20 protein-coding genes, 20 tRNA genes and 2 rRNA genes are annotated in these 23,625 nt (G+C 42.5%); 8 read left to right on the plus strand and 34 right to left on the minus strand.

Annotated features, from left to right (window positions below):
- Positions 1-18: 18 nt before the first annotated feature.
- The 4 genes from ytkD to NSQ94_RS14380 all read right to left on the minus strand — a co-directional run bounded on the left by ytkD (position 19) and on the right by NSQ94_RS14380 (position 1,992).
- Positions 19-492 carry an RNA deprotection pyrophosphohydrolase gene (gene ytkD / locus NSQ94_RS14365; protein ID WP_063386568.1) on the minus strand — a complete coding sequence of 158 codons (474 nt, stop codon included), beginning with the start codon at positions 490-492 and terminating at the stop codon, positions 19-21.
- Positions 493-557: 65 nt separating this feature from the next.
- Entirely contained in the window at positions 558-884 is a 327-nt protein-coding gene (locus NSQ94_RS14370; protein WP_339229495.1) for a hydrolase, read from the minus strand.
- Positions 885-978: 94 nt separating this feature from the next.
- Positions 979-1,422: a Dps family protein gene (locus NSQ94_RS14375; protein WP_063386566.1), complete on the minus strand. Its 444-nt coding sequence runs from the start codon at positions 1,420-1,422 to the stop codon at positions 979-981.
- A 96-nt stretch (positions 1,423-1,518) separates the two neighbouring features.
- Positions 1,519-1,992, minus strand: a complete 474-nt coding sequence (locus NSQ94_RS14380) for an S-ribosylhomocysteine lyase (RefSeq protein ID WP_339229497.1) — start codon at positions 1,990-1,992, stop codon at positions 1,519-1,521.
- Positions 1,993-2,098: 106 nt separating this feature from the next.
- Here NSQ94_RS14380 and yidD point away from each other — a divergent pair, with 106 nt between their 5' ends.
- On the plus strand, positions 2,099-2,344 hold the full coding sequence (yidD, locus tag NSQ94_RS14385; protein ID WP_063386564.1) for a membrane protein insertion efficiency factor YidD: 246 nt from the start codon (positions 2,099-2,101) through the stop codon (positions 2,342-2,344).
- A gap of 58 nt (positions 2,345-2,402) precedes the next feature.
- Positions 2,403-2,591, plus strand: a complete 189-nt coding sequence (locus NSQ94_RS14390; protein WP_063386563.1) for a hypothetical protein — start codon at positions 2,403-2,405, stop codon at positions 2,589-2,591.
- A gap of 7 nt (positions 2,592-2,598) precedes the next feature.
- Here the strand turns inward: NSQ94_RS14390 and NSQ94_RS14395 are convergent, their stop codons facing one another.
- From NSQ94_RS14395 to NSQ94_RS14415, 5 genes are all read right to left on the minus strand, one after another.
- Positions 2,599-4,053 carry an o-succinylbenzoate--CoA ligase gene (locus tag NSQ94_RS14395; protein ID WP_130158535.1) on the minus strand — a complete coding sequence of 485 codons (1,455 nt, stop codon included), beginning with the start codon at positions 4,051-4,053 and terminating at the stop codon, positions 2,599-2,601.
- Positions 4,054-4,120: 67 nt separating this feature from the next.
- The gene (menB, locus tag NSQ94_RS14400) at positions 4,121-4,939 is read right to left on the minus strand and encodes a 1,4-dihydroxy-2-naphthoyl-CoA synthase (protein WP_063386561.1); all 819 of its coding nucleotides are present in this window, start codon (positions 4,937-4,939) and stop codon (positions 4,121-4,123) included.
- Positions 4,940-4,951: 12 nt separating this feature from the next.
- Positions 4,952-5,770 (minus strand): 2-succinyl-6-hydroxy-2,4-cyclohexadiene-1-carboxylate synthase, encoded by an 819-nt coding sequence (menH, locus tag NSQ94_RS14405; protein WP_339230748.1) that lies wholly within the window; start codon positions 5,768-5,770, stop codon positions 4,952-4,954.
- Entirely contained in the window at positions 5,770-7,500 is a 1,731-nt protein-coding gene (gene menD, locus NSQ94_RS14410; protein ID WP_339229500.1) for a 2-succinyl-5-enolpyruvyl-6-hydroxy-3-cyclohexene-1-carboxylic-acid synthase, read from the minus strand. The genes menH and menD overlap by 1 nt, the downstream gene beginning before the upstream one ends.
- Positions 7,490-8,911, minus strand: a complete 1,422-nt coding sequence (locus NSQ94_RS14415) for an isochorismate synthase (protein ID WP_339229502.1) — start codon at positions 8,909-8,911, stop codon at positions 7,490-7,492. Before NSQ94_RS14415 ends, menD begins: the two co-directional genes overlap by 11 nt.
- Positions 8,912-9,152: 241 nt before the next feature.
- Between NSQ94_RS14415 and NSQ94_RS14420 the strand changes: the two genes are divergently transcribed.
- Entirely contained in the window at positions 9,153-10,094 is a 942-nt protein-coding gene (locus NSQ94_RS14420; protein ID WP_063386558.1) for a 1,4-dihydroxy-2-naphthoate polyprenyltransferase, read from the plus strand.
- 373 nt (positions 10,095-10,467) lie between these two features.
- On the plus strand, positions 10,468-11,220 hold the full coding sequence (locus NSQ94_RS14425) for a TraR/DksA C4-type zinc finger protein (RefSeq protein WP_339229504.1): 753 nt from the start codon (positions 10,468-10,470) through the stop codon (positions 11,218-11,220).
- Positions 11,221-11,281: 61 nt separating this feature from the next.
- Here NSQ94_RS14425 and NSQ94_RS14430 read toward each other — a convergent pair.
- The 21 genes from NSQ94_RS14430 to NSQ94_RS14530 all read right to left on the minus strand — a co-directional run bounded on the left by NSQ94_RS14430 (position 11,282) and on the right by NSQ94_RS14530 (position 18,304).
- A tRNA-Asn gene (locus NSQ94_RS14430) sits at positions 11,282-11,353 on the minus strand.
- Between the two features lie 99 nt (positions 11,354-11,452).
- A tRNA-Ile gene (locus NSQ94_RS14435) sits at positions 11,453-11,526 on the minus strand.
- 6 nt (positions 11,527-11,532) lie between these two features.
- Positions 11,533-11,603, minus strand: a tRNA-Gly gene (locus tag NSQ94_RS14440).
- Between the two features lie 202 nt (positions 11,604-11,805).
- Positions 11,806-11,881 (minus strand) — tRNA-His (locus tag NSQ94_RS14445).
- Positions 11,882-11,898: 17 nt separating this feature from the next.
- Positions 11,899-11,971 (minus strand) — tRNA-Phe (locus NSQ94_RS14450).
- 110 nt (positions 11,972-12,081) lie between these two features.
- A tRNA-Asp gene (locus tag NSQ94_RS14455) sits at positions 12,082-12,157 on the minus strand.
- Between the two features lie 2 nt (positions 12,158-12,159).
- A tRNA-Met gene (locus NSQ94_RS14460) sits at positions 12,160-12,236 on the minus strand.
- Positions 12,237-12,246: 10 nt separating this feature from the next.
- Positions 12,247-12,336, minus strand: a tRNA-Ser gene (locus tag NSQ94_RS14465).
- Positions 12,337-12,348: 12 nt separating this feature from the next.
- Positions 12,349-12,425: transfer RNA gene (locus NSQ94_RS14470), tRNA-Ile, on the minus strand.
- A gap of 6 nt (positions 12,426-12,431) precedes the next feature.
- Positions 12,432-12,505 (minus strand) — tRNA-Met (locus tag NSQ94_RS14475).
- Between the two features lie 10 nt (positions 12,506-12,515).
- Positions 12,516-12,588, minus strand: a tRNA-Ala gene (locus NSQ94_RS14480).
- Between the two features lie 11 nt (positions 12,589-12,599).
- Positions 12,600-12,676 (minus strand) — tRNA-Pro (locus tag NSQ94_RS14485).
- Between the two features lie 3 nt (positions 12,677-12,679).
- Positions 12,680-12,756 (minus strand) — tRNA-Arg (locus NSQ94_RS14490).
- A gap of 5 nt (positions 12,757-12,761) precedes the next feature.
- Positions 12,762-12,850: transfer RNA gene (locus NSQ94_RS14495), tRNA-Leu, on the minus strand.
- Between the two features lie 7 nt (positions 12,851-12,857).
- A tRNA-Gly gene (locus NSQ94_RS14500) sits at positions 12,858-12,929 on the minus strand.
- Positions 12,930-12,935: 6 nt separating this feature from the next.
- A tRNA-Leu gene (locus tag NSQ94_RS14505) sits at positions 12,936-13,017 on the minus strand.
- Between the two features lie 7 nt (positions 13,018-13,024).
- Positions 13,025-13,100: transfer RNA gene (locus NSQ94_RS14510), tRNA-Lys, on the minus strand.
- Positions 13,101-13,276: 176 nt separating this feature from the next.
- Positions 13,277-13,349 (minus strand) — tRNA-Thr (locus NSQ94_RS14515).
- Positions 13,350-13,508: 159 nt separating this feature from the next.
- A tRNA-Val gene (locus tag NSQ94_RS14520) sits at positions 13,509-13,584 on the minus strand.
- A gap of 96 nt (positions 13,585-13,680) precedes the next feature.
- Positions 13,681-16,612, minus strand: a 23S ribosomal RNA gene (locus tag NSQ94_RS14525).
- 138 nt (positions 16,613-16,750) lie between these two features.
- Positions 16,751-18,304 (minus strand): 16S ribosomal RNA (locus tag NSQ94_RS14530).
- The 16S and 23S rRNA genes sit together here with 19 tRNA genes alongside, the layout of an rRNA operon.
- A 657-nt stretch (positions 18,305-18,961) precedes the next feature.
- Between NSQ94_RS14530 and NSQ94_RS14535 the strand changes: the two genes are divergently transcribed.
- On the plus strand, positions 18,962-19,150 hold the full coding sequence (locus tag NSQ94_RS14535) for a hypothetical protein (RefSeq protein WP_063387041.1): 189 nt from the start codon (positions 18,962-18,964) through the stop codon (positions 19,148-19,150).
- Positions 19,151-19,286: 136 nt separating this feature from the next.
- On the opposite strand, the gene NSQ94_RS14540 is transcribed toward NSQ94_RS14535, so the two are convergent.
- Positions 19,287-19,359: transfer RNA gene (locus NSQ94_RS14540), tRNA-Ala, on the minus strand.
- Between the two features lie 204 nt (positions 19,360-19,563).
- On the opposite strand from NSQ94_RS14540, the gene NSQ94_RS14545 reads away from it, so the two are divergent.
- On the plus strand, positions 19,564-20,367 hold the full coding sequence (locus NSQ94_RS14545) for a protein-glutamine gamma-glutamyltransferase (RefSeq protein ID WP_339229506.1): 804 nt from the start codon (positions 19,564-19,566) through the stop codon (positions 20,365-20,367).
- A gap of 7 nt (positions 20,368-20,374) precedes the next feature.
- Here NSQ94_RS14545 and NSQ94_RS14550 read toward each other — a convergent pair whose 3' ends face one another.
- Entirely contained in the window at positions 20,375-20,776 is a 402-nt protein-coding gene (locus tag NSQ94_RS14550) for a secondary thiamine-phosphate synthase enzyme YjbQ (protein ID WP_063387043.1), read from the minus strand.
- Between the two features lie 80 nt (positions 20,777-20,856).
- Positions 20,857-21,540, minus strand: coding sequence for a zinc metallopeptidase (locus NSQ94_RS14555; RefSeq protein WP_063387044.1), 684 nt, complete (start codon positions 21,538-21,540; stop codon positions 20,857-20,859).
- Between the two features lie 263 nt (positions 21,541-21,803).
- Between NSQ94_RS14555 and NSQ94_RS14560 the strand changes: the two genes are divergently transcribed.
- The gene (locus NSQ94_RS14560) at positions 21,804-22,058 is read left to right on the plus strand and encodes a protein mistic (protein ID WP_094245273.1); all 255 of its coding nucleotides are present in this window, start codon (positions 21,804-21,806) and stop codon (positions 22,056-22,058) included.
- Positions 22,055-23,050: a potassium channel family protein gene (locus NSQ94_RS14565; protein ID WP_066249275.1), complete on the plus strand. Its 996-nt coding sequence runs from the start codon at positions 22,055-22,057 to the stop codon at positions 23,048-23,050. The genes NSQ94_RS14560 and NSQ94_RS14565 overlap by 4 nt, the downstream gene beginning before the upstream one ends.
- On the opposite strand, the gene NSQ94_RS14570 is transcribed toward NSQ94_RS14565, so the two are convergent.
- The gene (locus tag NSQ94_RS14570; RefSeq protein ID WP_339229508.1) at positions 23,047-23,448 is read right to left on the minus strand and encodes a YugN-like family protein; all 402 of its coding nucleotides are present in this window, start codon (positions 23,446-23,448) and stop codon (positions 23,047-23,049) included. The genes NSQ94_RS14565 and NSQ94_RS14570 overlap by 4 nt on opposite strands.
- Positions 23,449-23,625: the final 177 nt, after the last annotated feature.

The raw sequence follows: 23,625 nt of genomic DNA on the forward strand, positions 1-23,625 counted from the left end.
CTTTCAGGAATTTAAAAGCTATTTTATGTAATCGGCATAAATTTTTTCCAAGCTGCGTTTTAGAACATCATCTTTCATAATAAAGCTAAAGCGATGATCGTCCTCAATTTTTTCAGGCAAGTCCGCAAGCAAGACTGGACCTAACGTTTCAAAATACGTGCTCTGTTTTTCGAGCCTCTCAATTTCCGCATAATAAATATTTTTCACAATCGTTTTCTCTTTTCCTATAACCTTATATTGCCCAATATATACGATATCTTGGACAATTCCTCCCGTTTCTTCCCTCACTTCCCGGACAGCAGCTTCAACCGGCTTTTCGCCGTTCTCGACTTTTCCTCCTGGAAACTCGTAGCCCCGGTCTTCATGTAAAGTTAAAAGCCATTTGTTTTCATATCGGCAGATGACCCAGACATGCTTCGGGTAAACAGAAAAAGGGTGTTGACGGAAAGACAGGTATACATCATTGCCGTAAAAATCTTTAAAATAAAACATAATCAATCCCTCTACTCCCATTTATCTGTTTTCATCATAACATATGGAAAAGAGGATTGTATAACTTATTCTTGATTATGCATAAGACCCATTGAAGCAATATGTTTTCTAGCTTCTTCGTCGCCATGCTTATAAATGAATTCATATACTTTTTTTGTTAAAGCATCAATCGCATCATTTTCCTTGTCATAATGATACTGTATATACGGAACATGCGCCCGGAAGAAATTTTGCCAGCTGGTAGAATGAATCTGATCGAAATACTCCCGTAACTCCGTAATTTCCTCATCACTGGCAGAAATTTGAAAATCCCACGGAGATGCTTCTCTGCTTTGGGAAATCTCACCGCTAGCTACTGATATATAATAGGTTTTTTTTGGATTTTCGGACATTTATATCCCCCTCCTCTTTTTAAGTATTGCCTTATCAAAGAAAAATATTTATAAAAAAAGGCTGCCTAACGCAGCCAAAAGAGGAAGGATATAATTATTTTCCAAGGAATGACTTTAACATCCAGTTATGTTTTTCAAGATTCACTTTAATATCGAGAAGCATGTCACCAGTTGCTTCGTCATTCACTTCTTCAGCAACTTTGATTCCTTTGTCCAAATCTTGAATGATGGCGGAAAAGTCGTCAACAACTGCCTGCACCATTTGTTCTGCAGTTTCAACGCCTTCTGCTTCTTTAATAGAGGAGATTTCTAGGCTTTCTCTAATCGTAGCAACAGGTTTAGCGCCCAAAGCTAAAAGTCTTTCCGCTAATTCGTCAATATAACCTGCAGCTTCATTGTACAGCTCTTCAAACTTTTCATGTAGAACGAAAAATTGGTCTCCTTTTACATTCCAATGAAAGTTATGTAATTTTACATAAAGTACCGTCCAATCCGCAATTTGTTTATTTACGATTTGAAATAAATCTTGTTTAGACATAATCCCATCTCCTTTTTATTTAATCTTTTAGTTATACAGTACCCCTTTTTTGCACTCTTAAAACTATAAAAAAAGTTGCATCATTGCGTGTAGCTGTTAGCTGAACACTTTTTCCAAATCCTCTTTACTATGCTTTAGCCAATATTCCATGAGCTTTTTGGCGCCTTCTAAATCATGAAGCTTCGCTTGGCCGCATTGCAGTTCGTTTGCGGCAGGCACTTCTGACTGCTCTACAGCATCTTTCATTGTCTCTTCCAATAAATCAATGATTTCTTTTACGGTCGGTTCCCCGCTAACGACTAAATAAAAGCCTGTTTGACACCCCATTGGAGAAATATCAATGATATCAAAGTGATCATATTTTTCCGCATATTTGCGAATTGTAAATGCCAGAAGATGCTCCAATGTGTGAATAGCATCCGGTTTCATTGCCTGCTTATTCGGCTGGCAGAAGCGGATATCAAATTTGTTAACTACTCCATCCGTGCCGACTTTATGTACTCCGCAATGTCTGACATACGGTGCTTGCACTTTTGTATGATCCAGTTCAAAACTCTCCACTGAAGGCATTCCCATCACTCCTTACATTTTCTTAGTTTCCATTTTAACACAAAATTTTATAACATACATTTATGTTAAAATGTTGTCAAGATTCCAGAAAAAAGAGGTGCTTGCTGTGAAATCTGTCATGATCGCCCTTATCCGTTTTTATCAAATCTTTATCTCCCCGTTAAAGCCGCCTTCATGCCGCTTTTACCCAACATGCTCTGAATACGGGCTTGAAGCAGTGAAGCGTTTCGGAGCTGTCAAAGGCGGCTTTCTGACAGTAAAACGAATCTTGAAATGCCACCCGTTTCACCCGGGAGGATTTGACCCTGTCCCGGAAATTGAAAAAGATATAAATAAAAAAACGAGTGAATAAATGAAAAATAATGCAAAATACTACAATTATCAAATAAAGCTAAAGGGGAGCAAAAGATATGGAAAATATGATCGCTCAATTTAAACATGAAGTGAATAATGCAACAGAAGAGACGTTCCATTCTTCTGTTTGTTCTTTTTTAAATTTGTGGAGCTATGAATACGGCTCGTTCGAACATTTGCCAAACGAAATCCACCACTTATTGCATATTAGCCAATATGATATTTTAACTGTCGATCATGAGTAGCCAAAAACTACAGCCATTCTTTTAGTTTTCTCCTGAGCAGCTTTTTAGATGCATTTCGTGGCAGAGATTCAACAAATGTAAATCCTTTTGGAACTTTGTATTTTGCCAGCTTTTTCAAACAAAATTGCCTTAATTCTTCTTCAGACACCTCTTCGCTTCGGACAACAAAAGCATGGGGAACTTTTCCCCATTTTTTATTTTCTTTTCCTACCACTCCTACATCTTTTACGGAAGGATGCGACAAAATAACTGCTTCAACCTCCGCCGGATAAATGTTTTCTCCTCCCGAAACAATTAAATCGGATCGGCGGTCCAATACATATAAAAATCCTTCTTCATCCAGATAGCCTAAATCTCCAGTATAAAACCAGCCGTCACGTATAGCTTCGTTTGTTGCGTCTGGACGATGTAAATACCCCGGTGTAACATTCGGTCCTTTTACTACAATTTCTCCTTCTTCATTAGGGGAGCAGGTCCTGCCGTCTGCTACGATCCGAATTTGAGCTGGAAACAACGGTTTTCCCGCAGATCCGAGTTTTGAAAAGCAAAATTCAGGGGCTAATGTGGCAATTTGCGAACACGTTTCCGTCATCCCATATGTTTGAAAAACGGGAATTTCTTTTTCACGGCATTGTTCAAGAATCGGCCGCGGGGCAGGACCTCCTCCTAAAAGCATGCATCGAAACGATTTCGGATACGTGTCACTTCCTAATTCCTGCAGCATGTCATTCAGCATGGCCGTAACGACGGAAGCAATCGTAACTCCTTCATTTTTGATCGCTCTGTTTGCTTCTTTCGCTGAAAATGAAGAATGGAGAACAATTCCGATTCCATAAATGACGCTGCGCATCAAAATTGACAGTCCGCTTATATGAAAAAGAGGAACTGCCAAAAGCCAGCAATCGCCGTCCTTCAGTCCAAGATTCAGCACAGAACCGATCGCACTCCACCAATGATTCCCAAATGTTTGCTGAACTCCTTTCGGTTTTCCTGTTGTTCCAGACGTATACATAATCGTTGCCACGTCATCTAAAATAAAGCTGTCATCTAATGCTGCTTCCTTTTCATCACAAAGCTTCAACTCTGATAATGTCATAACTTTTTTACCGGGAAAATGAACCGATAATTCATCATCACAGATAACGCATTTTATATTCGCATCATTTATTTGCCATAATAATTCTTCAGCTGTTAGTCTAGTATTCAAAAGAACATTGACCGCACCGAGATACATTAAAGCATGAATATTAATGACCATTTCTAAGCTGTTTTTCATTAAAAGCCCGACTGTATCTCCACGCTTGATATCTATTTGATGCAGCTGTCTTGCTCTTTTTTCAACAAGCTGATGCAAGTCCAAAAATGAATAATTTTTCCCCTCATAACGAATGGCCAATCGGTCCGGAGTCAAAAAAGCTCGCTGTTTAAGCCAATTCGGTGTTTCATTTCGATTTGCACTCATGTCTTGACACCTCGATTATTGCACAATAAAGCAGCTCGATGCATCGCCATCAAGCTGCTTGTTCTTTTTATGGGAAACGCGGGAATTGTTTGAAATCAGGTTTTCTTTTCTCTTTAAATGCATCTCGTCCTTCTTTCGCTTCATCTGTTGTATAATACAATAATGTCGCATCCCCCGCGAATTGTTGGAGACCGGCGAGACCATCTGTATCTGCATTAAATGCAGCTTTCAAGAAGCGAATAGCAGTTGGGCTTTTTTCCAAAATTTCTTCACACCATTTGACAGTTTCCTCTTCAAGCTGCTCTAATGGGACAACTTTGTTGACTAAGCCCATCTCATAAGCTTCCTGCGCATTATATTGACGGCATAAATACCATATTTCACGAGCTCTTTTCGTACCAACAAGCCGGGCAAGCAGTCCCACTCCATATCCCGCATCAAAGCTTCCAACTTTTGGGCCTGTTTGTCCGAAAATTGCATTCTCTGATGCGATCGTTAAATCACACACGACATGCAGAACATGTCCTCCTCCAATTGCATATCCGTTCACCATTGCAATAACCGGTTTTGGAATCACCCGGATAAGTCGTTGCAAATCCAAAACGTTTAATCTAGGAATTTTATCATCCCCGACGTATCCGCCATGCCCCCGCACTTTTTGATCTCCGCCTGAGCAAAACGCTTTATCACCAGCACCTGTCAAAATAATTACACCAATTTTATCATCGTCCCGCGCATAGGAAAAAGCATCGATCATTTCCGCGACCGTTTTTGGTGTGAATGCATTATGTACATGAGGACGATTCATCGTAATTTTTGCTATCCCATTGTACGTTTCATAAATGATTTCATCATATTCTCGTTCTTTTACCCAAGGAAATCCCATTTTTATCCTCCTTTAATATGTAGAAAAATGTTGGAGAAACTCATCTACTATTTTACCAAAAAATTTTGACTGTTCCACATGAACTGCATGTCCGGCTTGCGGCACGACCTTTAATTCAGAGCAAGGAATCAATTGGTTCATTTCTTTCATAATTTTGCAAAACTTAAGATCCCTTTCACCGCAAATTAATAATGTAGGGATGTTGAAATTTTTTAATGCTCCCCACCATGAAGGTTGAACGCCAGTTCCCATTCCTTTTAAACTGTTTGCCAATCCAATTGCATTATTTTTCAGCCGATCCTTTCTTATTTTGTCCTTGACGGCAGGCGGGAGAGACTTTTGCGTTAAAAACAAAGGGATATTTTCCCAATGTTGGACAAATGCCGCAATCCCTTCGTCCAAAATCATTTGGGCAAGTTGTTCGTCCTGCAGCCTTCTCGTCTCTCGTTCCTTTTCAGTTTTTAATCCAGGAGAACTGCTTTCCAATATTAAAGTCTTCACAAATTCCGGCTGTCTCATTGCAAAGCTCAATGCCAATCTTCCGCCCATTGAATACCCGAGCACATGCGCTTTTCGAATATTGAATGAAAGCAATATTTCTTTTAGATCTTCAACTGCTTCTTCCATCCGATATCTTTCAGGATTTTCAGGCGAATCTGTTTGACCATGGCCGATGATGTCGATAAGTACTAGCTGGTATTTTTTTAAACTATTTTTCAAAAATCCCCAGGTTTCTCCGCTTCCTGTAAAACCATGAAGGAGAACAAGTGGCTCCCCCTTTCCAAACGTTTCAGCCCAATAATTCACATTTCGAACGGCCAATTTTCCCATCATAACATCCTTTCTATTTCCCAGGAAACAGAACGAAGCCATTTTCTCTGTTCGTTGACTCGTGAATGTCGATTGGTCGGGATTTCAATAATATTTAATCCATCTCTATTCATGCAGAATTGAAACTCGCTTCTGAATTCTTCCCAAGTGGAAATTTTTTTATAATGTGCACTATATAAGCTGGCTGCATATTGAAAATCTAAATTGGTCGGGGTGCCAAACAATTGTTCAAAATGCGTCTTTTCATCCGCCTGCGGCAAAAATGAAAAAATGCCGCCGCCGTTATTATTAATTAATAAAACAGTTAAGTTCAATTTATTTTGTTTTGCAGCAAGGAGTCCATTTAAATCATGATAAAATGATAAATCCCCTATGATTAAAATAGTTTTTTCATGACTAGCTGCAGAAACCCCAAGGGCTGTCGAAACGACTCCGTCAATTCCGTTCGCTCCCCGGTTGGCATAAACCGCAATATTTTTATCACTGTTATGGAAAAACGTGTCGACATCTCGAATCGGCATGCTGTTTCCTACAAATACATTGCAGCGATCCGGGAGCAATTTTTGCAATTCGACATATACCGTTCCTTCAAATAAAGAATCTTCCTCAATGACCGGCGTTGACAAATACTCTCGAAAGAGATTGTTTACTTGTTTCCATTTTTTGCACCAGGATGTTTCCTGTTTATCTTTACATTTTTTGATCAGCATTTCACATAAATAGGCTTCATCACTGTGAACATGTTCTGCTGATAAAGTAGGATCGCGATAACCGCCATCACCATCAACCACAATTTGCTTTATTTCAGGATGGTCTCTTAACAATAGAAACAGCGGTTTTGAGACGGGCATTGCACCAAAACGAAGGACGACATCAGGTTTCAGATACGCTTTCTTTTCCATCGTTTTTAAAATGGAATCATAACAATCAATAATATAATGTTTAGAATGTTCGCCAAAGCGTAAATTGGACAACGGATCCGCTAATATCGGGAATTTCAATTTCTCTGCTAATGCCAAAACTTGTTCACGAAACTCTTTGTTATGTAATTCCCCGCATACAATAAGTCCTTTCTCGCTTGAATCGATTTCATCCACAATCCGTTCAATTTGCTCATGTTCGACCAGCTTTTTTGTTTCCACCACTGGCTCAATATGAAGAGACTTCTGCAATTGATGGATTTTCGATAGATCGGGCAAAAGCGGCTCTCGGAAAGGTAAGTTGATATGGACTGGTCCTTTCGGATTTTCATTTGCAGTTTGGACCGCCCGTTGAGCGATATTTTTTATATATAACAGCATCGTTTGACTGCTTTCAGGAAGAGCGCAATCAACAAACCATTTCACATAGTTCGAATACAGATGAATTTGATCAATTGCTTGTGGAGCTCCAATATCCCGCAGCTCATGAGGTCTGTCAGCCGTTAAAATCACAAGAGGGATGCGTGAATAATGGGCTTCTATGATAGCTGGATAATAGTTTGCTGCAGCTGTTCCTGATGTGCAAAGCAAAGCAATTGGTTTTCTTTGTTTTTTAGCCAATCCAAGAGCAAAAAAACCTGCAGATCGTTCATCAATATTAATATAAGTATGTATTTTCGGATGCTCTGCAAATGTGATCGCAAGCGGGGTAGATCGTGAACCTGGGCTAATCACAACTTCAGAAATACCTTTTGTAATTAATCCATTTACAAATGCAATGACATAGTCAGATAGATTTTTATTTTTCATTCAGTTTTCCCCCTAATGCATGCTGCATAGGTCCAAATTTGATTTCTGTCTCCCTGTATTCCTCTTCCGGCTTCGAATCTCCAACAATCCCGCATCCTGCGTACAAATAAGCTTTTTGCTCATCGAGCAGACCTGAACGGATCGCAACGACAAATTCTCCGTTGTCCTGATCATCCATCCATCCAACCGGAGCAGCATACCAGCCTCTCTCTAAAGGTTCTTCATTGCGAATAAATGCTAGAGCAGCATCTTTCGGATAGCCGCCAAGCGCAGGGGTCGGATGCAATTTTTCTACAAAATCAATCAACGTAAAACCTTTTTTAACGGTTCCTTCAACAGGTGTATACAAATGTTGAATATTCGGCGTTTTTAAAATCGTTGGATTGTTTTGTAGTTGCACTTCTTGGCAATATTCACGGAACACTTTTTCGATCGCTTTTACAACAATTTGATGTTCATGAATGTTTTTTGTATCTGAAAGCAGCATCTGAGCGTATTCTTCGTCTGCCTCCACTGTTTTTCCTCTTTTAATTGATCCTGCTACACATGCAGACTGAACCTTTTGGTTTCTCTTGCTTACAAGCCGCTCAGGAGTTGCGCCAACGAACGTTTTTCCTTCATTTTCAACAACAAATAAATAACAATTAGGCTGATGTTCATTTAACATTGATAAAACATAATGTATATCAATCGATCCCTCAAACTCCAGCAGCATTTCCCTTGCCAATACGACTTTCTCAAAACGGTTTTGTTTTATTTGTTCTGTTGCTTTTTCAACAGCTGCCATCCACTCTTTTTTATGAAACAAACTTTCTTTTTTGATGGTAAAATTCAAAAAAGAATTTGTGTCTTCATTTTTTTTCTTTAAGGTGTATTCATATGTATTGAAATGATTTATAATTTCATTTATATCATCAGTTGATTGAATTAACCTGTTTATAGTAGCAAGTGTGTGACGGCCAATTTTTGTAATCATGAAAGAAGGTAAAGTGAATCGTGCTTCATGAAACGGTTTCCATTTTGAAGAATTCGCATTTTTTAAAGGGTCAAAAGAAAAACCCCCAAAAAGAAGCGGACCCGTTCCAATCGGATGGGCGCCTTCAATTTGTATATGCTCTTTCCAATCTTTCCACTTTGAATAAATGTCAAAAAAACGGTTGGAAAATTTTTTGTCTGTCGTCAATTCTAGCTCAACACCAATTCCACAAAGGATAAATGTACGATCAGGTGTCGCCCAATAAAATCTTTTCCCTGCATAAGCCGATTGAAAGCTTGAGAAAATCTGGAGCGGATCTTTCTCCTTGATTTCAAATACATAACTTAAAATGATTGGATGGGAATATTTTTTGACATGATTGACAGCATTCGCAACTTTATCCCTCAATGTATCTGAACATGGAATTGAAACCAAAGATGATCCCTCCATAACCGAAAAATAGCTTATATTAAGATACACCTGTTCAAAATTTATGTCAACTATATTATAGAATGACGCAATGCAAAACAACAAGCAAACAAACTGCCTCAGCTCTTTGATGGGGCTTGAGCATTTATTCCAATGAAAAACAATTGACACTCTTTCGACATTTTTCTAGACTAGGTTGTGGGGAATAGCTTTCGTTTTCAGAATGAAATAAAGGAGAGAACATATTATGCATCCTAAAACGGAGTCACATAATGTACCCATTATAAAAGCTGAACGAGGGTTTCGGGCTTGGTGGATGCTTTTAAGACCCCATACATTAACTGCAGCATTTGTCCCCGTGATTGTCGGAACTCTTTTGGCACTGCAAGTAGGACCCATTCATATTGGACTTTTTCTTACGATGCTTACTGCCTCGTTGTTAATTCAAACAGCCACAAACTTATTTAATGAATATTTCGATTATAAACGAGGTCTTGATACAGAAGAATCTGTCGGAATTGGAGGAGCAATTGTCCGAAATGGCTTCAAGCCCCAAACCGTTTTAAATTTAGCAATCACATGTATTGTTGTCTCTATCCTATTGGGAATTTACATCTGTCTCCAGTCAAGCTGGTGGTTGGCATTAGTCGGTTCAATTTGTATGGCAGTAGGATACTTATATACTGGAGGTCCATATCCAATCGCTTACACGCCGTTTGGCGAGCTAGCTTCAGGTTTATTTATGGGAGTCGTTATTATCCTTATTTCCTTTTTTATTCAGACAGGTTATCTAACTTCAACAGCTTTCATTCATTCGATCCCGATTGCGATCACGATCGGCGCCATCATGCTTGCGAATAACATAAGAGACTTAGACGGCGATAAGGAAAACGGAAGAAAAACATTAGCAATTTTGCTTGGCCGCCAGAATGCAATTCGATTTTTAGCAATTATGTTTATTGTTTCTTACTGTCTCATTTTTATTATGATCATTTTTGATTATTCCACATGGTGGTCTATTCTTGCTTTTCTTAGCATTCCAAAAGCTATTCAGGCGGTGAAGCGATTTGTCGGCAAAACAAAGCCTATTGAAATGATGCCGGCCATGAAAGCAACATCGCAAACAAACACTTTATTAGGCTTTTTGCTTGCTGCAGGTTTGCTCATAAGCACCATCATATCTCAGTAACACGATAGTATGTTTACTATCGTGTTTTTTTATTAAGCTTTACTGTGAAATTTGTTCTGTATCATCCACTCGCAATTTCAATATGCTGAGCAAATATTTTGTCCTGAAAAAACATCTCGATAGGTCACAGCCTCTTTATCGGATAGCCAGCCTGTTTCTCAGCGAATGATGTTATGTTAGCCTTTCAAGTGCCATCAGCTTCAAAGCATAGCGTTAAAAAAGGCGCGGTAGCAGCAATCCTTTCCTGACGTGTTTTAAAATGATGATGAAATTTATGGCTGCAAAGGTGAATTTTTTTCATGATTTTAAAGTTATAATTTATTCCTTTTCGTCCAAAATAGCTTTAGATTCTAAAAAAGAAGGTGTCTTTCATATGGACATGGACGAAAAAAAATTAAAGGATTTTCAAAAGCAATTAATATTCATGAAAAATGAGATTGAAAAACGTTGGGATAATAACGATCATTTTCAATTGGAAAAAGGGCTGGACCATGAATCAACTGGAGAGCTTTCCAGCTACGACAATCACCCCGGAGACGATGCGACCGAACTGTATGAAAGAGAAAAAGATTTAGCATTAAATAAACATTTAGAAAAAGAATATGAAGAGATCGTTGAAGCATTAGAAAGAATTCATGAGGGCACTTACGGTACTTGTTCCGTCTGCGGAAAAAAAATTGATGAAGACCGTCTCAAAGCCATACCGACAGCCAAAACATGCAAAGAACATACTCTAGTTCAAACGATTTCTCATGAAAGACCTGTAGAGGAAGAAATACTTGATGCGACTTTTCACGGATCCTCTCAAATCGACCTTGAAAATACCGCTGTTACTGAGCCGTATGATTATTTTCAAGATGTTATCGAATACGGAACGTCAGAGACACCGCAAGATGTAAGAACTCCACCGTTATCGTACGGAGATATGTATAATTCCGATGATGAAATTGGATATATTGAAGATATTGAAAACTTCATTTATACAGATATTGAGGGAAAAAACGTAAACGTCTATCCGTCACATGAACATAAACGATATGAAAAAATGCTTGATGAAGAGGATTTAACAGTTTTATGGGGAGATCTTCCATTAACAGAAAAAGAACCATATACGAAAAATGATTAAAATTACAAGAAGACAAAAAAAGCGTTGCAAACTGCAACGCTTTTTTTTGATTTCGAAATGACTCCGCAGGCAGGATTCGAACCTGCGACCGTTCGGTTAACAGCCGAATGCTCTACCACTGAGCTACTGCGGAATATAAAAAAAATTTAAGGCATTTTGCCAAATAGAACAGCTTTTGACTGACAATTGCAGCAATGTCAATTGCCCAACTAGGCTGCTTAAAAAATAGCAATGGGCCTGAGTGGACTTGAACCACCGACCTCACGCTTATCAGGCGTGCGCTCTAACCAGCTGAGCTACAAGCCCATATTAAGCGGGTGATGGGAATCGAACCCACGACATCAGCTTGGAAGGCTGAGGTTTTACCACTAAACTACACCCGCGCGAAAATATTTATTTTTCTATTTAAATGATAAACACGCATTTTCCATGCCTCTTCCTCTTCCAGCATTGTTCGAGGATGTAAATGCATCGAGGCAACTCGCAGATTATTCATTGAAGTGTCGCTCGTGGCTGAGGTTTTACCACTAAACTACACCCGCATAATAAGCTGATGATAGAAATAAATACTTAACTATAGGCAAATGGGGCGACTGATGGGAATCGAACCCACGAATGCCAGAGCCACAATCTGGTGCGTTAACCACTTCGCCACAGTCGCCGCAATTAATAAAACAATGGCTCGGGACGGAATCGAACCGCCGACACAAGGATTTTCAGTCCTTTGCTCTACCGACTGAGCTACCGAGCCGTAAAACTCCGATAAAAAATTATGTACAATCCATCATTAAAGAAAGAATTCATTGACACAACCTGCTGTACTTGAAAAATTCCTCCTACAGCTGTTGAATCAATAATTAATGGCGGTCCCGACGGGAATCGAACCCGCGATCTCCTGCGTGACAGGCAGGCATGTTAACCGCTACACTACGGGACCATTGGTTGCGGGGGCAGGATTTGAACCTGCGACCTTCGGGTTATGAGCCCGACGAGCTACCGGACTGCTCCACCCCGCGATAATAATGACGGAGGAGGAGGGATTCGAACCCCCGCGCGGTTTGACCCGCCTCTCGGTTTTCAAGACCGACCCCTTCAGCCAGACTTGGGTACTCCTCCATATAATAAAGATGGTGGACCTTGCAGGATTCGAACCTGCGACCGGACGGTTATGAGCCGTCTGCTCTGACCAGCTGAGCTAAAGGTCCGAAAAATGGCGGTGGAGGGGATCGAACCCCCGACCTCACGGGTATGAACCGTACGCTCTAGCCAGCTGAGCTACACCGCCAAATTAAATATGGAGCCTAGCGGGATCGAACCGCTGACCTCCTGCGTGCAAAGCAGGCGCTCTCCCAGCTGAGCTAAGGCCCCTTTAAATTCCCTGGTCGGGAAGACAGGATTCGAACCTGCGACCCCATGGTCCCAAACCATGTGCTCTACCAAGCTGAGCTACTTCCCGATATGGCGCGCCCGAGAGGAGTCGAACCCCTAACCTTTTGATCCGTAGTCAAACGCTCTATCCAATTGAGCTACGGGCGCAAATATGGTGCCGAGGACCGGACTTGAACCGGTACGGTAGTCACCTACCGCAGGATTTTAAGTCCTGTGCGTCTGCCAATTCCGCCACCCCGGCAGAGAAAAGCGGAAGACGGGATTCGAACCCGCGACCCCCACCTTGGCAAGGTGGTGTTCTACCACTGAACTACTTCCGCGTATTATGCGGGTGGAGGGACTTGAACCCCCACGCCGTAAGGCGCTAGATCCTAAGTCTAGTGCGTCTGCCAATTCCGCCACACCCGCGTCAAAATGGTGAGCCATGGAGGATTCGAACCTCCGACCCTCTGATTAAAAGTCAGATGCTCTACCGACTGAGCTAATGGCTCATAAAAAATTTTTTTCTCCTAATCCATTTTTCATTTGTCAGATGTCCCTTCCTCTGCCAGTCTTTTCGAGGATGTTGGATGCGTCGGGACAACTCTCTGATTGTTCGTCGAAGCATTGCTCGTTGCTCTGACGACTAATCTAAAAGTTCCTGCTCAATATGCAACACCTTTAATGATGCCGGCGAGAGGAATCGAACCCCCAACCTACTGATTACGATTCAGTTGCTCTGCCAATTGAGCTACACCGGCATGATGAATACAACAATCAATAATCAGTCTTGCTTCATTTGATCGTCGTTCCAATCTTAGAAATCTTGTCCAAGGAAAAGTTCAATTGGTACGATGAAGCAGCATGAAAGACGATATCTCGACCGTGCTTTGCCAATTGAGCTGAATCGATATACTGTATGGTGGAGGATGACGGGATCGAACCGCCGACCCCTTGCTTGTAAGGCAAGTGCTCTCCCAGCTGAGCTAATCCTCCAATTCAAAAATCACCAGAGGACATATGCAAAGTAAATAAAAGTCCATAATTCTTTCAAAACTAGATAACGGTTCCTTCACGAATAGATGCTCCTACTTGGTTAAGTCCTCGATCGATTAGTATCCGTCAGCTCCACGTGTCACCACGCTTCCACCTCGGACCTATCTACCTCGTCATCTTCAAGGGATCTTACTCGCTTCGAGCGATGGGAAATCTCATCTTGAGGGGGGCTTCACGCTTAGATGCTTTCAGCGCTTATCCCTTCCGCACATAGCTACCCAGCGATGCCCCTGGCGGGACAACTGGTACACCAGCGGTGCGTCCATCCCGGTCCTCTCGTACTAAGGACAGCTCCTCTCAAATTTCCTGCGCCCGCGACGGATAGGGACCGAACTGTCTCACGACGTTCTGAACCCAGCTCGCGTACCGCTTTAATGGGCGAACAGCCCAACCCTTGGGACCGACTACAGCCCCAGGATGCGATGAGCCGACATCGAGGTGCCAAACCTCCCCGTCGATGTGGACTCTTGGGGGAGATCAGCCTGTTATCCCCGGGGTAGCTTTTATCCGTTGAGCGATGGCCCTTCCATGCGGAACCACCGGATCACTAAGCCCGACTTTCGTCCCTGCTCGACTTGTAGGTCTCGCAGTCAAGCTCCCTTCTGCCTTTGCACTCTCCGAATGATTTCCAACCATTCTGAGGGAACCTTTGGGCGCCTCCGTTACCTTTTAGGAGGCGACCGCCCCAGTCAAACTGCCCACCTGACACTGTCTCCCGCCCCGATCAGGGGCGCGGGTTAGAATGTCAGTACAGCCAGGGTAGTATCCCACCGTCGCCTCAGCGCAAGCTGGCGCTCACGCGTCTCTGGCTCCTACCTATCCTGTACAAGCTGTACCCACATTCAATATCAGGCTGCAGTAAAGCTCCACGGGGTCTTTCCGTCCTGTCGCGGGTAACCTGCATCTTCACAGGTACTATAATTTCACCGAGTCTCTCGTTGAGACAGTGCCCAGATCGTTACGCCTTTCGTGCGGGTCGGAACTTACCCGACAAGGAATTTCGCTACCTTAGGACCGTTATAGTTACGGCCGCCGTTTACTGGGGCTTCGGTTCGCACCTTCGCTTTTCGCTAAGCGCTCCCCTTAACCTTCCAGCACCGGGCAGGCGTCAGCCCCTATACTTCACCTTACGGTTTCGCAGAGACCTGTGTTTTTGCTAAACAGTCGCCTGGGCCTTTTCACTGCGGCTCATCATGGCTTATCACCTTGATGAGCACCCCTTCTCCCGAAGTTACGGGGTCATTTTGCCGAGTTCCTTAACGAGAGTTCTCTCGCTCACCTTAGGATTCTCTCCTCGCCTACCTGTGTCGGTTTGCGGTACGGGCACCTCTCACCTCGCTAGAGGCTTTTCTTGGCAGTGTGGAATCGGGAACTTCGGTACTTCCTTTCCCTCGCCATCACAGCTCAGCCTTCCGGCAAGCGGATTTGCCTGCTTGCCAGCCTAACTGCTTGGACGCGCACATCCAGCCGCGCGCTTGCCCTATCCTCCTGCGTCCCCCCATTGCTCAAACGGTGAGGAGGTGGTACAGGAATATCAACCTGTTGTCCATCACCTACGCCTTTCGGCCTCGGCTTAGGTCCCGACTAACCCTGAGCGGACGAGCCTTCCTCAGGAAACCTTAGGCTTTCGGCGGAGGGGATTCTCACCCCTCTTTCGCTACTCATACCGGCATTCTCACTTCTAAGCGCTCCACCGGTCCTTCCGGTCCGGCTTCGATGCCCTTAGAACGCTCTCCTACCGCTGACACCAACGGTGTCAACCCGCAGCTTCGGTGATACGTTTAGCCCCGGTACATTTTCGGCGCAGAGCCACTCGACCAGTGAGCTATTACGCACTCTTTAAATGGTGGCTGCTTCTAAGCCAACATCCTGGTTGTCTAAGCAGCTCCACATCCTTTTCCACTTAACGTATACTTTGGGACCTTAGCTGGCGGTCTGGGCTGTTTCCCTTTTGACCACGGATCTTATCACTCGCAGTCTGACTCCCAAGGATAAGTCATTGGCATTCGGAGTTTGACTGAATTCGGTAACCCGATGGGGGCCCCTCGTCCAATCAGTGCTCTACCTCCAAGACTCTTCCCTTGAGGCTAGCCCTAAAGCTATTTCGGAGAGAACCAGCTATCTCCAAGTTCGATTGGCATTTCACCCCTACCCACACCTCATCCCCGCACTTTTCAACGTGCGTGGGTTCGGGCCTCCAGCAAGTGTTACCTTGCCTTCACCCTGGACATGGGTAGATCACCTGGTTTCGGGTCTGCGACCTCGTACTATTTCGCCCTCTTCAGACTCGCTTTCGCTGCGGCTCCGCCTTTCGGCTTAACCTTGCACGAAATCGCAACTCGCCGGTTCATTCTACAAAAGGCACGCCATCACCCGTTAACGGGCTCTGACTACTTGTAGGCACACGGTTTCAGGTTCTCTTTCACTCCCCTCCCGGGGTGCTTTTCACCTTTCCCTCACGGTACTGGTTCACTATCGGTCACTAGGGAGTATTTAGCCTTGGGAGATGGTCCTCCCTGCTTCCGACGGGATTTCACGTGTCCCGCCGTACTCAGGATCCACTCGGGAGGGAACGGAGTTTCGACTACAGGGTTGTTACCTTCTCTGACGGGCCTTTCCAGACCTCTTCGTCTACCCCGTTCCTTTGTCACTCCTTAATCGAGTGTCCTACAACCCCAAGAGGCACGCCTCTTGGTTTGGGCTGTTCCCGTTTCGCTCGCCGCTACTCAGGGAATCGCTGTTGCTTTCTCTTCCTCCGGGTACTTAGATGTTTCAGTTCCCCGGGTTGCCCTCCATACCCTATGGATTCAGGTATGGATACTGCCCCATTACGGGCAGTGGGTTCCCCCATTCGGACATCTCCGGATCGACGCTTACTTACAGCTCCCCGAAGCATTTCGGTGTTTGTCCCGTCCTTCATCGGCTCCTAGTGCCAAGGCATCCACCGTGCGCCCTTTCTAACTTAACCGTTTCTTCCTAACATGAGCGATCTATTCGTGAATGTCTTTCCGTTATCCAGTTTTCAAAGAACAATCAAGAAGGATATGATCCTTCAAAACTAAACAAAACGGAAAAGCGCACCCTATTTCAATGTATATATCCTTAGAAAGGAGGTGATCCAGCCGCACCTTCCGATACGGCTACCTTGTTACGACTTCACCCCAATCATTTGTCCCACCTTCGGCGGCTGGCTCCCGTAAGGGTTACCCCACCGACTTCGGGTGTTACAAACTCTCGTGGTGTGACGGGCGGTGTGTACAAGACCCGGGAACGTATTCACCGCGGCATGCTGATCCGCGATTACTAGCGATTCCGGCTTCATGCAGGCGAGTTGCAGCCTGCAATCCGAACTGAGAGTGGTTTTTTGGGATTCGCTCCACCTCGCGGTTTCGCTGCCCTTTGTACCACCCATTGTAGCACGTGTGTAGCCCAGGTCATAAGGGGCATGATGATTTGACGTCATCCCCACCTTCCTCCGACTTTTAGCCGGCAGTCACCTTAGAGTGCCCAACTGAATGCTGGCAACTAAGGTCAAGGGTTGCGCTCGTTGCGGGACTTAACCCAACATCTCACGACACGAGCTGACGACAACCATGCACCACCTGTCACCCTGTCCCCGAAAGGGGAACGCCCTATCTCTAGGGTTGTCAGGGGATGTCAAGACCTGGTAAGGTTCTTCGCGTTGCTTCGAATTAAACCACATGCTCCACCGCTTGTGCGGGTCCCCGTCAATTCCTTTGAGTTTCAGCCTTGCGGCCGTACTCCCCAGGCGGAGTGCTTAATGCGTTTGCTGCAGCACTAAAGGGTGGATACCCTCTAACACTTAGCACTCATCGTTTACGGCGTGGACTACCAGGGTATCTAATCCTGTTCGCTCCCCACGCTTTCGCGCCTCAGCGTCAGTTACAGGCCAGAGAGCCGCCTTCGCCACTGGTGTTCCTCCACATCTCTACGCATTTCACCGCTACACGTGGAATTCCGCTCCCCTCTCCTGCACTCAAGTTCCCCAGTTTCCAATGGCCGCTCGCGGTTGAGCCGCGAGATTTCACATCAGACTTAAGGAACCGCCTGCGCGCGCTTTACGCCCAATAATTCCGGACAACGCTTGCCACCTACGTATTACCGCGGCTGCTGGCACGTAGTTAGCCGTGGCTTCCTCGTCAGGTACCGTCAAGGTACCGCCCTGTTCGAACGGCACTTGTTCTTCCCTGACAACAGAGCTTTACGATCCGAAGACCTTCTTCGCTCACGCGGCGTTGCTCCGTCAGACTTTCGTCCATTGCGGAAGATTCCCTACTGCTGCCTCCCGTAGGAGTCTGGGCCGTGTCTCAGTCCCAGTGTGGCCGGTCACCCTCTCAGGTCGGCTACGCATCGTCGCCTTGGTGAGCCGTTACCTCACCAACTAGCTAATGCGCCGCGGGCCCATCCTGCAGTGACAGCTAAAAGCCGCCTTTCAACCGAAAACCATGCGGTTTTCGGTGTTATCCGGTATTAGCTCCGGTTTCCCGAAGTTATCCCAGTCTGCAGGGCAGGTTGCCCACGTGTTACTCACCCGTCCGCCGCTAACCTAAAGGAGCAAGCTCCCTTCGGTCCGCTCGACTTGAATGTATTAGGCACGCCGCCAGCGTTCGTCCTGAGCCAGGATCAAACTCTCCAAAAAAAAGTTTGTCACCAAATGCTCTTGTCAGAATCAACAGGCACGCTTTTCGTTTTGTTCAGTTTTCAAAGATCATTTTCCGCTGTATTTTTACAGCGACTTTTTCAATATACAACTATTCAGAGCAAAATGTCAAGAGTTTTTTTTAAAAGTAATTTTTTATTCATGACTAATGTCTCATTGATCTTGACGACATTTGATATTCTATCACCATTAACCACTAATTCCAATATAAATTTTTATAAAAAAAGATTTATTTTTGATAGTCGTTAGACAAAAATTGATTTAGTAGACGAAAGCATACTCATTCAAATAATTATCTGTTAGAACATATTTTACCACAAACAAACGCATTGTTAAGCACCTCTTACTGTTTGTGATCCGCTAAAATTTCTATCTAACGAGCCAAAGGAAAATCGATGTCAAGCATTTGTCAGCATCACCGTTTTCATAAACACGATTTCACCGGATTGAAACCTGACACTGTGAAGCAATTTATCGATCGAGACAATAGTTTCCTCAACTTAAAAAAAGACGCGATGCAGCCAAGTACAAATAAAAGCAGAATGCTGATGCAGCCATAGCATTTATTTTTTTGTATTAAAAATGGACAAGCATGAATATATAAAATTTAGAGAGACAAAAGCGGGAGGGATAAAAATGGATCTGGCTTTCTTAATTATTGCTTATTTTTTATCCATTTTCCATTTTGCATATGGATATAAAGAAGCTATAAGAATAAGCGAAGAAAACGGAAAAGTGAACGGTTGGTCCGTCATTTTTTCGTTTCCACTCGGATTTATATTTGCATTTTTTACAAACTTTTTTTATCACAAAATATATTTATAAATTCAATCAGTAGATTTATACAATCTTTACGGAAAAGCTTTTTCCTTCATCTTTTCATTGAAGACGAATATTATCACAAAAAACTCATTTTTTATGAAGAAATAATAAAACCCTTGGTCAACAAGGGTTTTTTAAATGGAGCATAGGGGGCTCGAACCCCTGACCTTCGCGCTGCCAGCACGACGCTCTCCCAACTGAGCTAATGCCCCGTTTTTCATTTGTCACAGACAATATTATAGCGTGATGATTTTTCCAATACAAGTATAAATTTATACAAATGACGAAATTTCATAAGAGGTTTTTCTCCTGTAAAAAAGTTGATGCGGTAACGCTCTTTTCAACGATATATCAGAATTTACATGGACCAATTACTTATCAAAATCATACGATGGCTACAGAGGGGGGAACGATAAATGATTGCAATTCAAAATAGGCCTATTACAGCTAATGAATTAAAAGAATTTTTTTCAGATGCAAAAGATCGGGAAATTATTGATTGGATGGCAAACAGCCACAAAGTTTATCGCTATGAATCCTTAAATGAATTAAAGTTTGAAATTTTATTCAGGAGAAAAACGATCGAAGCTTCGCTCGACCTTTTAAAAAGCAAAGCGCAATTTGCGACATTTGAAAATTCATACTGTCATGATCGCTTCTGGCAGCTGAGCAGTAAAGGGGCGTTTTTGTTAAAAAAAGATGTGACTCCGGCAAAAGGAATAGAGGACATTTTTATAAATGGAAATAAATATGCATTTGAATGTGCAACAGCTATAGTCATTGTGTTCTATAAAGCTGCTCTTGATTCAATAGGAGAAAAAGCTTTTAATTATTTATTTGCAGATCTTGTTTTATATGACTGGCATTACGACAAAGACCTCGGAGTCCGAACGACCGTTATGACTGATTTTGTCCCAGGAGACTGCGTTTATTTCAACAACCCGGATTTTAACCCGGAAACACCACAGTGGCGGGGGGTAAATGCGATTCATCTCGGCAATAATCTGTATTACGGTCACGGAATCGGAATTCGTGATGCAAAAGGCGTCATCGAAACGTTAAATCGATATCGAAAAAGACAAGCGGTTGAATCGGCTTATTTAAAAGATCAAGTTACAAGACCGAATTACAAGTACCTATCAACTTATCAAAACTATATTCGTGAAAATAAAAATAAACGAATTTCGGCTAGAATCGGGCAAACTTTTTATACATTTTAACTAAAACCTATCCTTTTAAAATTTTTGCATAATATGTCCGTTTTCTAGGTCCGTCAAACTCGCAAAAATAAATGCCTTGCCATGTCCCAAGCAGCAAATTTCCTTCCAAGATGATAACGTGCTGGGATGCTCCGACAGTACTTGCTTTCATATGAGCAGCAGTATTCCCTTCAAAATGCCGGTCAAGCGGATTCTCCCATGGGTACAGCTCATCGAAACGGCGAATCATATCCCGCTTTACGTCAGGATCAGCATTTTCATTGATCGTAATGCCTGCTGTCGTGTGCGGACAGTATACCACAACTATCCCTTCTGAAACGGCTGATTCATGTACAAACTGTTGAATTGACATTGTAATGTCAATCATTTCATCACGCCGGCTCGTCTGTAATATAAATTTTTTTAACATGATAAACACCGCCTCTTAGCCTTGCGCTTTTTCTAAAATGACAAGGGGCCTATTATACGAATAAGCCCCTTTTCCAATTTTTATTCTTCTTGAGATTGGAAGAAAATCATCACGAATTTCAGAAGTTCAAATAGAGATATTAAAGCTGCCGCAACATACGTTAAAGCCGCTGCATTTAATACTTTATTGACTCCGTGCTCTTCTTCGTTTCGGATAAAGCCGTCGCTTACTAAAATAGCTTTTGCTCTAGAGCTCGCATTAAACTCAACAGGCAATGTGATCAACTGAAATGCAACTGCAGCGGAGAAAAAGATAATCCCAAGCCCTAACAAGTTTAAGCTTTGTAATAAAAACCCGGCAATAAGCAAAATCGGAGCAATTCCCGATGTAAGATTGACAACTGGAAACATTTTATGTCTTAACACAAGAGCACCATACCGTTCTTTATGTTGAATTGCGTGTCCGCACTCATGCGCCGCGACGGAGACGGCCGCAATCGAATTTCCGTAATAAACCGGCTCTGATAACCGCACAACCCGATGAATTGGATCATAGTGGTCTGTCAGCTGCCCGTGAACAGGCTCGACTGGAACGTCATAAAGTCCGTTTTGATCCAAAATTCTCCGCGCAACTTCTGCCCCTGTTAAATGACTCGAAGCGATCACATCGGAATACTTAGCAAAATTCCCTTTCACACGGAATTGCGCCCAAATAGATATTCCGAAGGCAATGAACACCAGAATGTCCATCGGATGAAAAAGCATTTTGAAAAACCTCCCGTTCTATTTTTTATAGTTAACAATAATATAACAATTTTTGAAGGAATTTGTACAGAATTTTGTATCAACGTAAAAGAACTGACACATGTCTTTACTATTCTACGATGACATGAACCATTTCATTCAGCTTTACTGTAAAATCACCCCATAATTATGAATTCAGCTGTCCAACATATTCATACGCATTTGTATACGAAAAGTTTCATTTTCAAAAAAGAATTTGCACATACTAATACAGGGGTGTTGAGATGAAACTTAATGATGAAGAGAAAAAACAACTGAGTACCGCAATTGATAACATGAACGATGCGTTAGATGTATTTATCGAGCTGTACAATGAATCAGAAGAAGATGTAAGCATTATAGAATTTGAAGATCAAACCATCAAGGCGATTAAACGCGCGGTCGATGCATACGGAAAAGAGGCCGTTTCCAAAAAAATCAATACAATTATTACAGAAATTTTCTCTTTTCTTGCCGAAACGAAAGGAAGTAAATCATGAAATCGACAAAGCTTTGGATTCAATATTTAAGGTGGCCGGTTTTTATCCGAATGTCTGTTATTGTGTTAATGATTTTAATTTTGTTTGGCACGATGATTTCTTACATAGAACCGAAGGAGTTTCCTACACCTTTTGAAGGCATATGGTGGGCTCTTGTAACAATGTCTACAACCGGTTATGGCGATTTCGTTCCAAAAACTTTTTTGGGACGTACATTCGGAATGATACTAATTTTGACCGGAGTAGCATTTTTAACATCCTATTTTACGAATTTATCAGCTGCTGCTGTAAAAAGGCAAAACGCCTATATTGACGGGGAAATTCCTTTCAAAGGGAAAAACCATTTTTTATTAATTGGCTGGAATGAAAAAACAAAGGAGATTATTGAAACACTGCGTATTATAAAATTTTACTGCCCTATTGTTCTTATCGACCAAACATTATCCGAGGCACCTTATATTGATGAAAACATACACTTTATTAAAGGAAATCCTGCCGATGATCAAATTTTAAATAAAGCAAACATTAAAGAGGCAAAAGCTGTCTTCATCACAGCTGATCAACATAGAAACGAATTGGAAGCAGACATGCTAACGATTTTAGTATTAATTACGGTAAAAGCGTCAAATCCGTCCGTGTACACCATTTGCGAAATGATGACAAAAACACAAACATTGAATGCCAAACGGGCGGGAGCTGATGAGATTATTCAATCTTTCCAGGTGGTTGGTCAAGTCTTTTTAAATAGCTTCTTATTTCAGAATGGATTTTCGAATGTTATATTAGAGCTCGGGAAAGCATACGGCGCCCGCTTAACAATTGAATCTCCAACAGACCAGGACATCGGGAAAAATTTTCAGCAATTACATAATGACCTGTTTTCCAATGGCATCATTCTTTTTGGCATCAAAAGAGGGGAAGAGATTTTTCTAAACCCTCCCCACAATTTTACAGTCGTTCAACACGATTGTTTAATAGCTTTAAAAAACTAATTTAATCTTCTTTCAAGCTCTTGAATTAGTGTCTCTCCTAATTGAACATAGGGCTCTGAAACATCGGCATCTTTTTCCGCCGGTTCGGAAAACTGATTAAAGGAGGCTTGGAAGTTTCCAATTGCCGCATGATCGTCAAGTCCCTCTTTATATTTGTGGGTTAAAATAAAAGGCCTGCCGAGTCTTACCGTTGCATTATGTGCATCCAATTGCCCGTCGACAGCACGAAACGGTATTCTTAAAAAGTGGTATCCGTCGTCATCATCCATCAGATAATCAAAATAACCGTGATCATAATCCCAATTCCCTCCAATTGTGTATCCTAACTGTTTTAATTCCAGTTCTAAATCGTATAAAGGATATTGTTTTCCTTCCAAAGATGAAGAAATTTCAATCATAACTCAAACACCTTCCTGCTCATTTTTTATTATGTTTACCCAATGGTGAAAAAGTAGTCATGAAAGATGCTCTTCAAGCTTTATGGAAAATGGCGATTTTTGCATTCGGCAAATATTCGAGCGAATTTTTCGTTTGATGGAAAGTCATTATTTTAAGTTAAAAAATTGGTTTTTTAT

This window comes from Aeribacillus sp. FSL K6-2833 (assembly GCF_037965815.1).
Classification (GTDB): Bacteria; Bacillota; Bacilli; order Bacillales; family Aeribacillaceae; genus Aeribacillus; species Aeribacillus composti.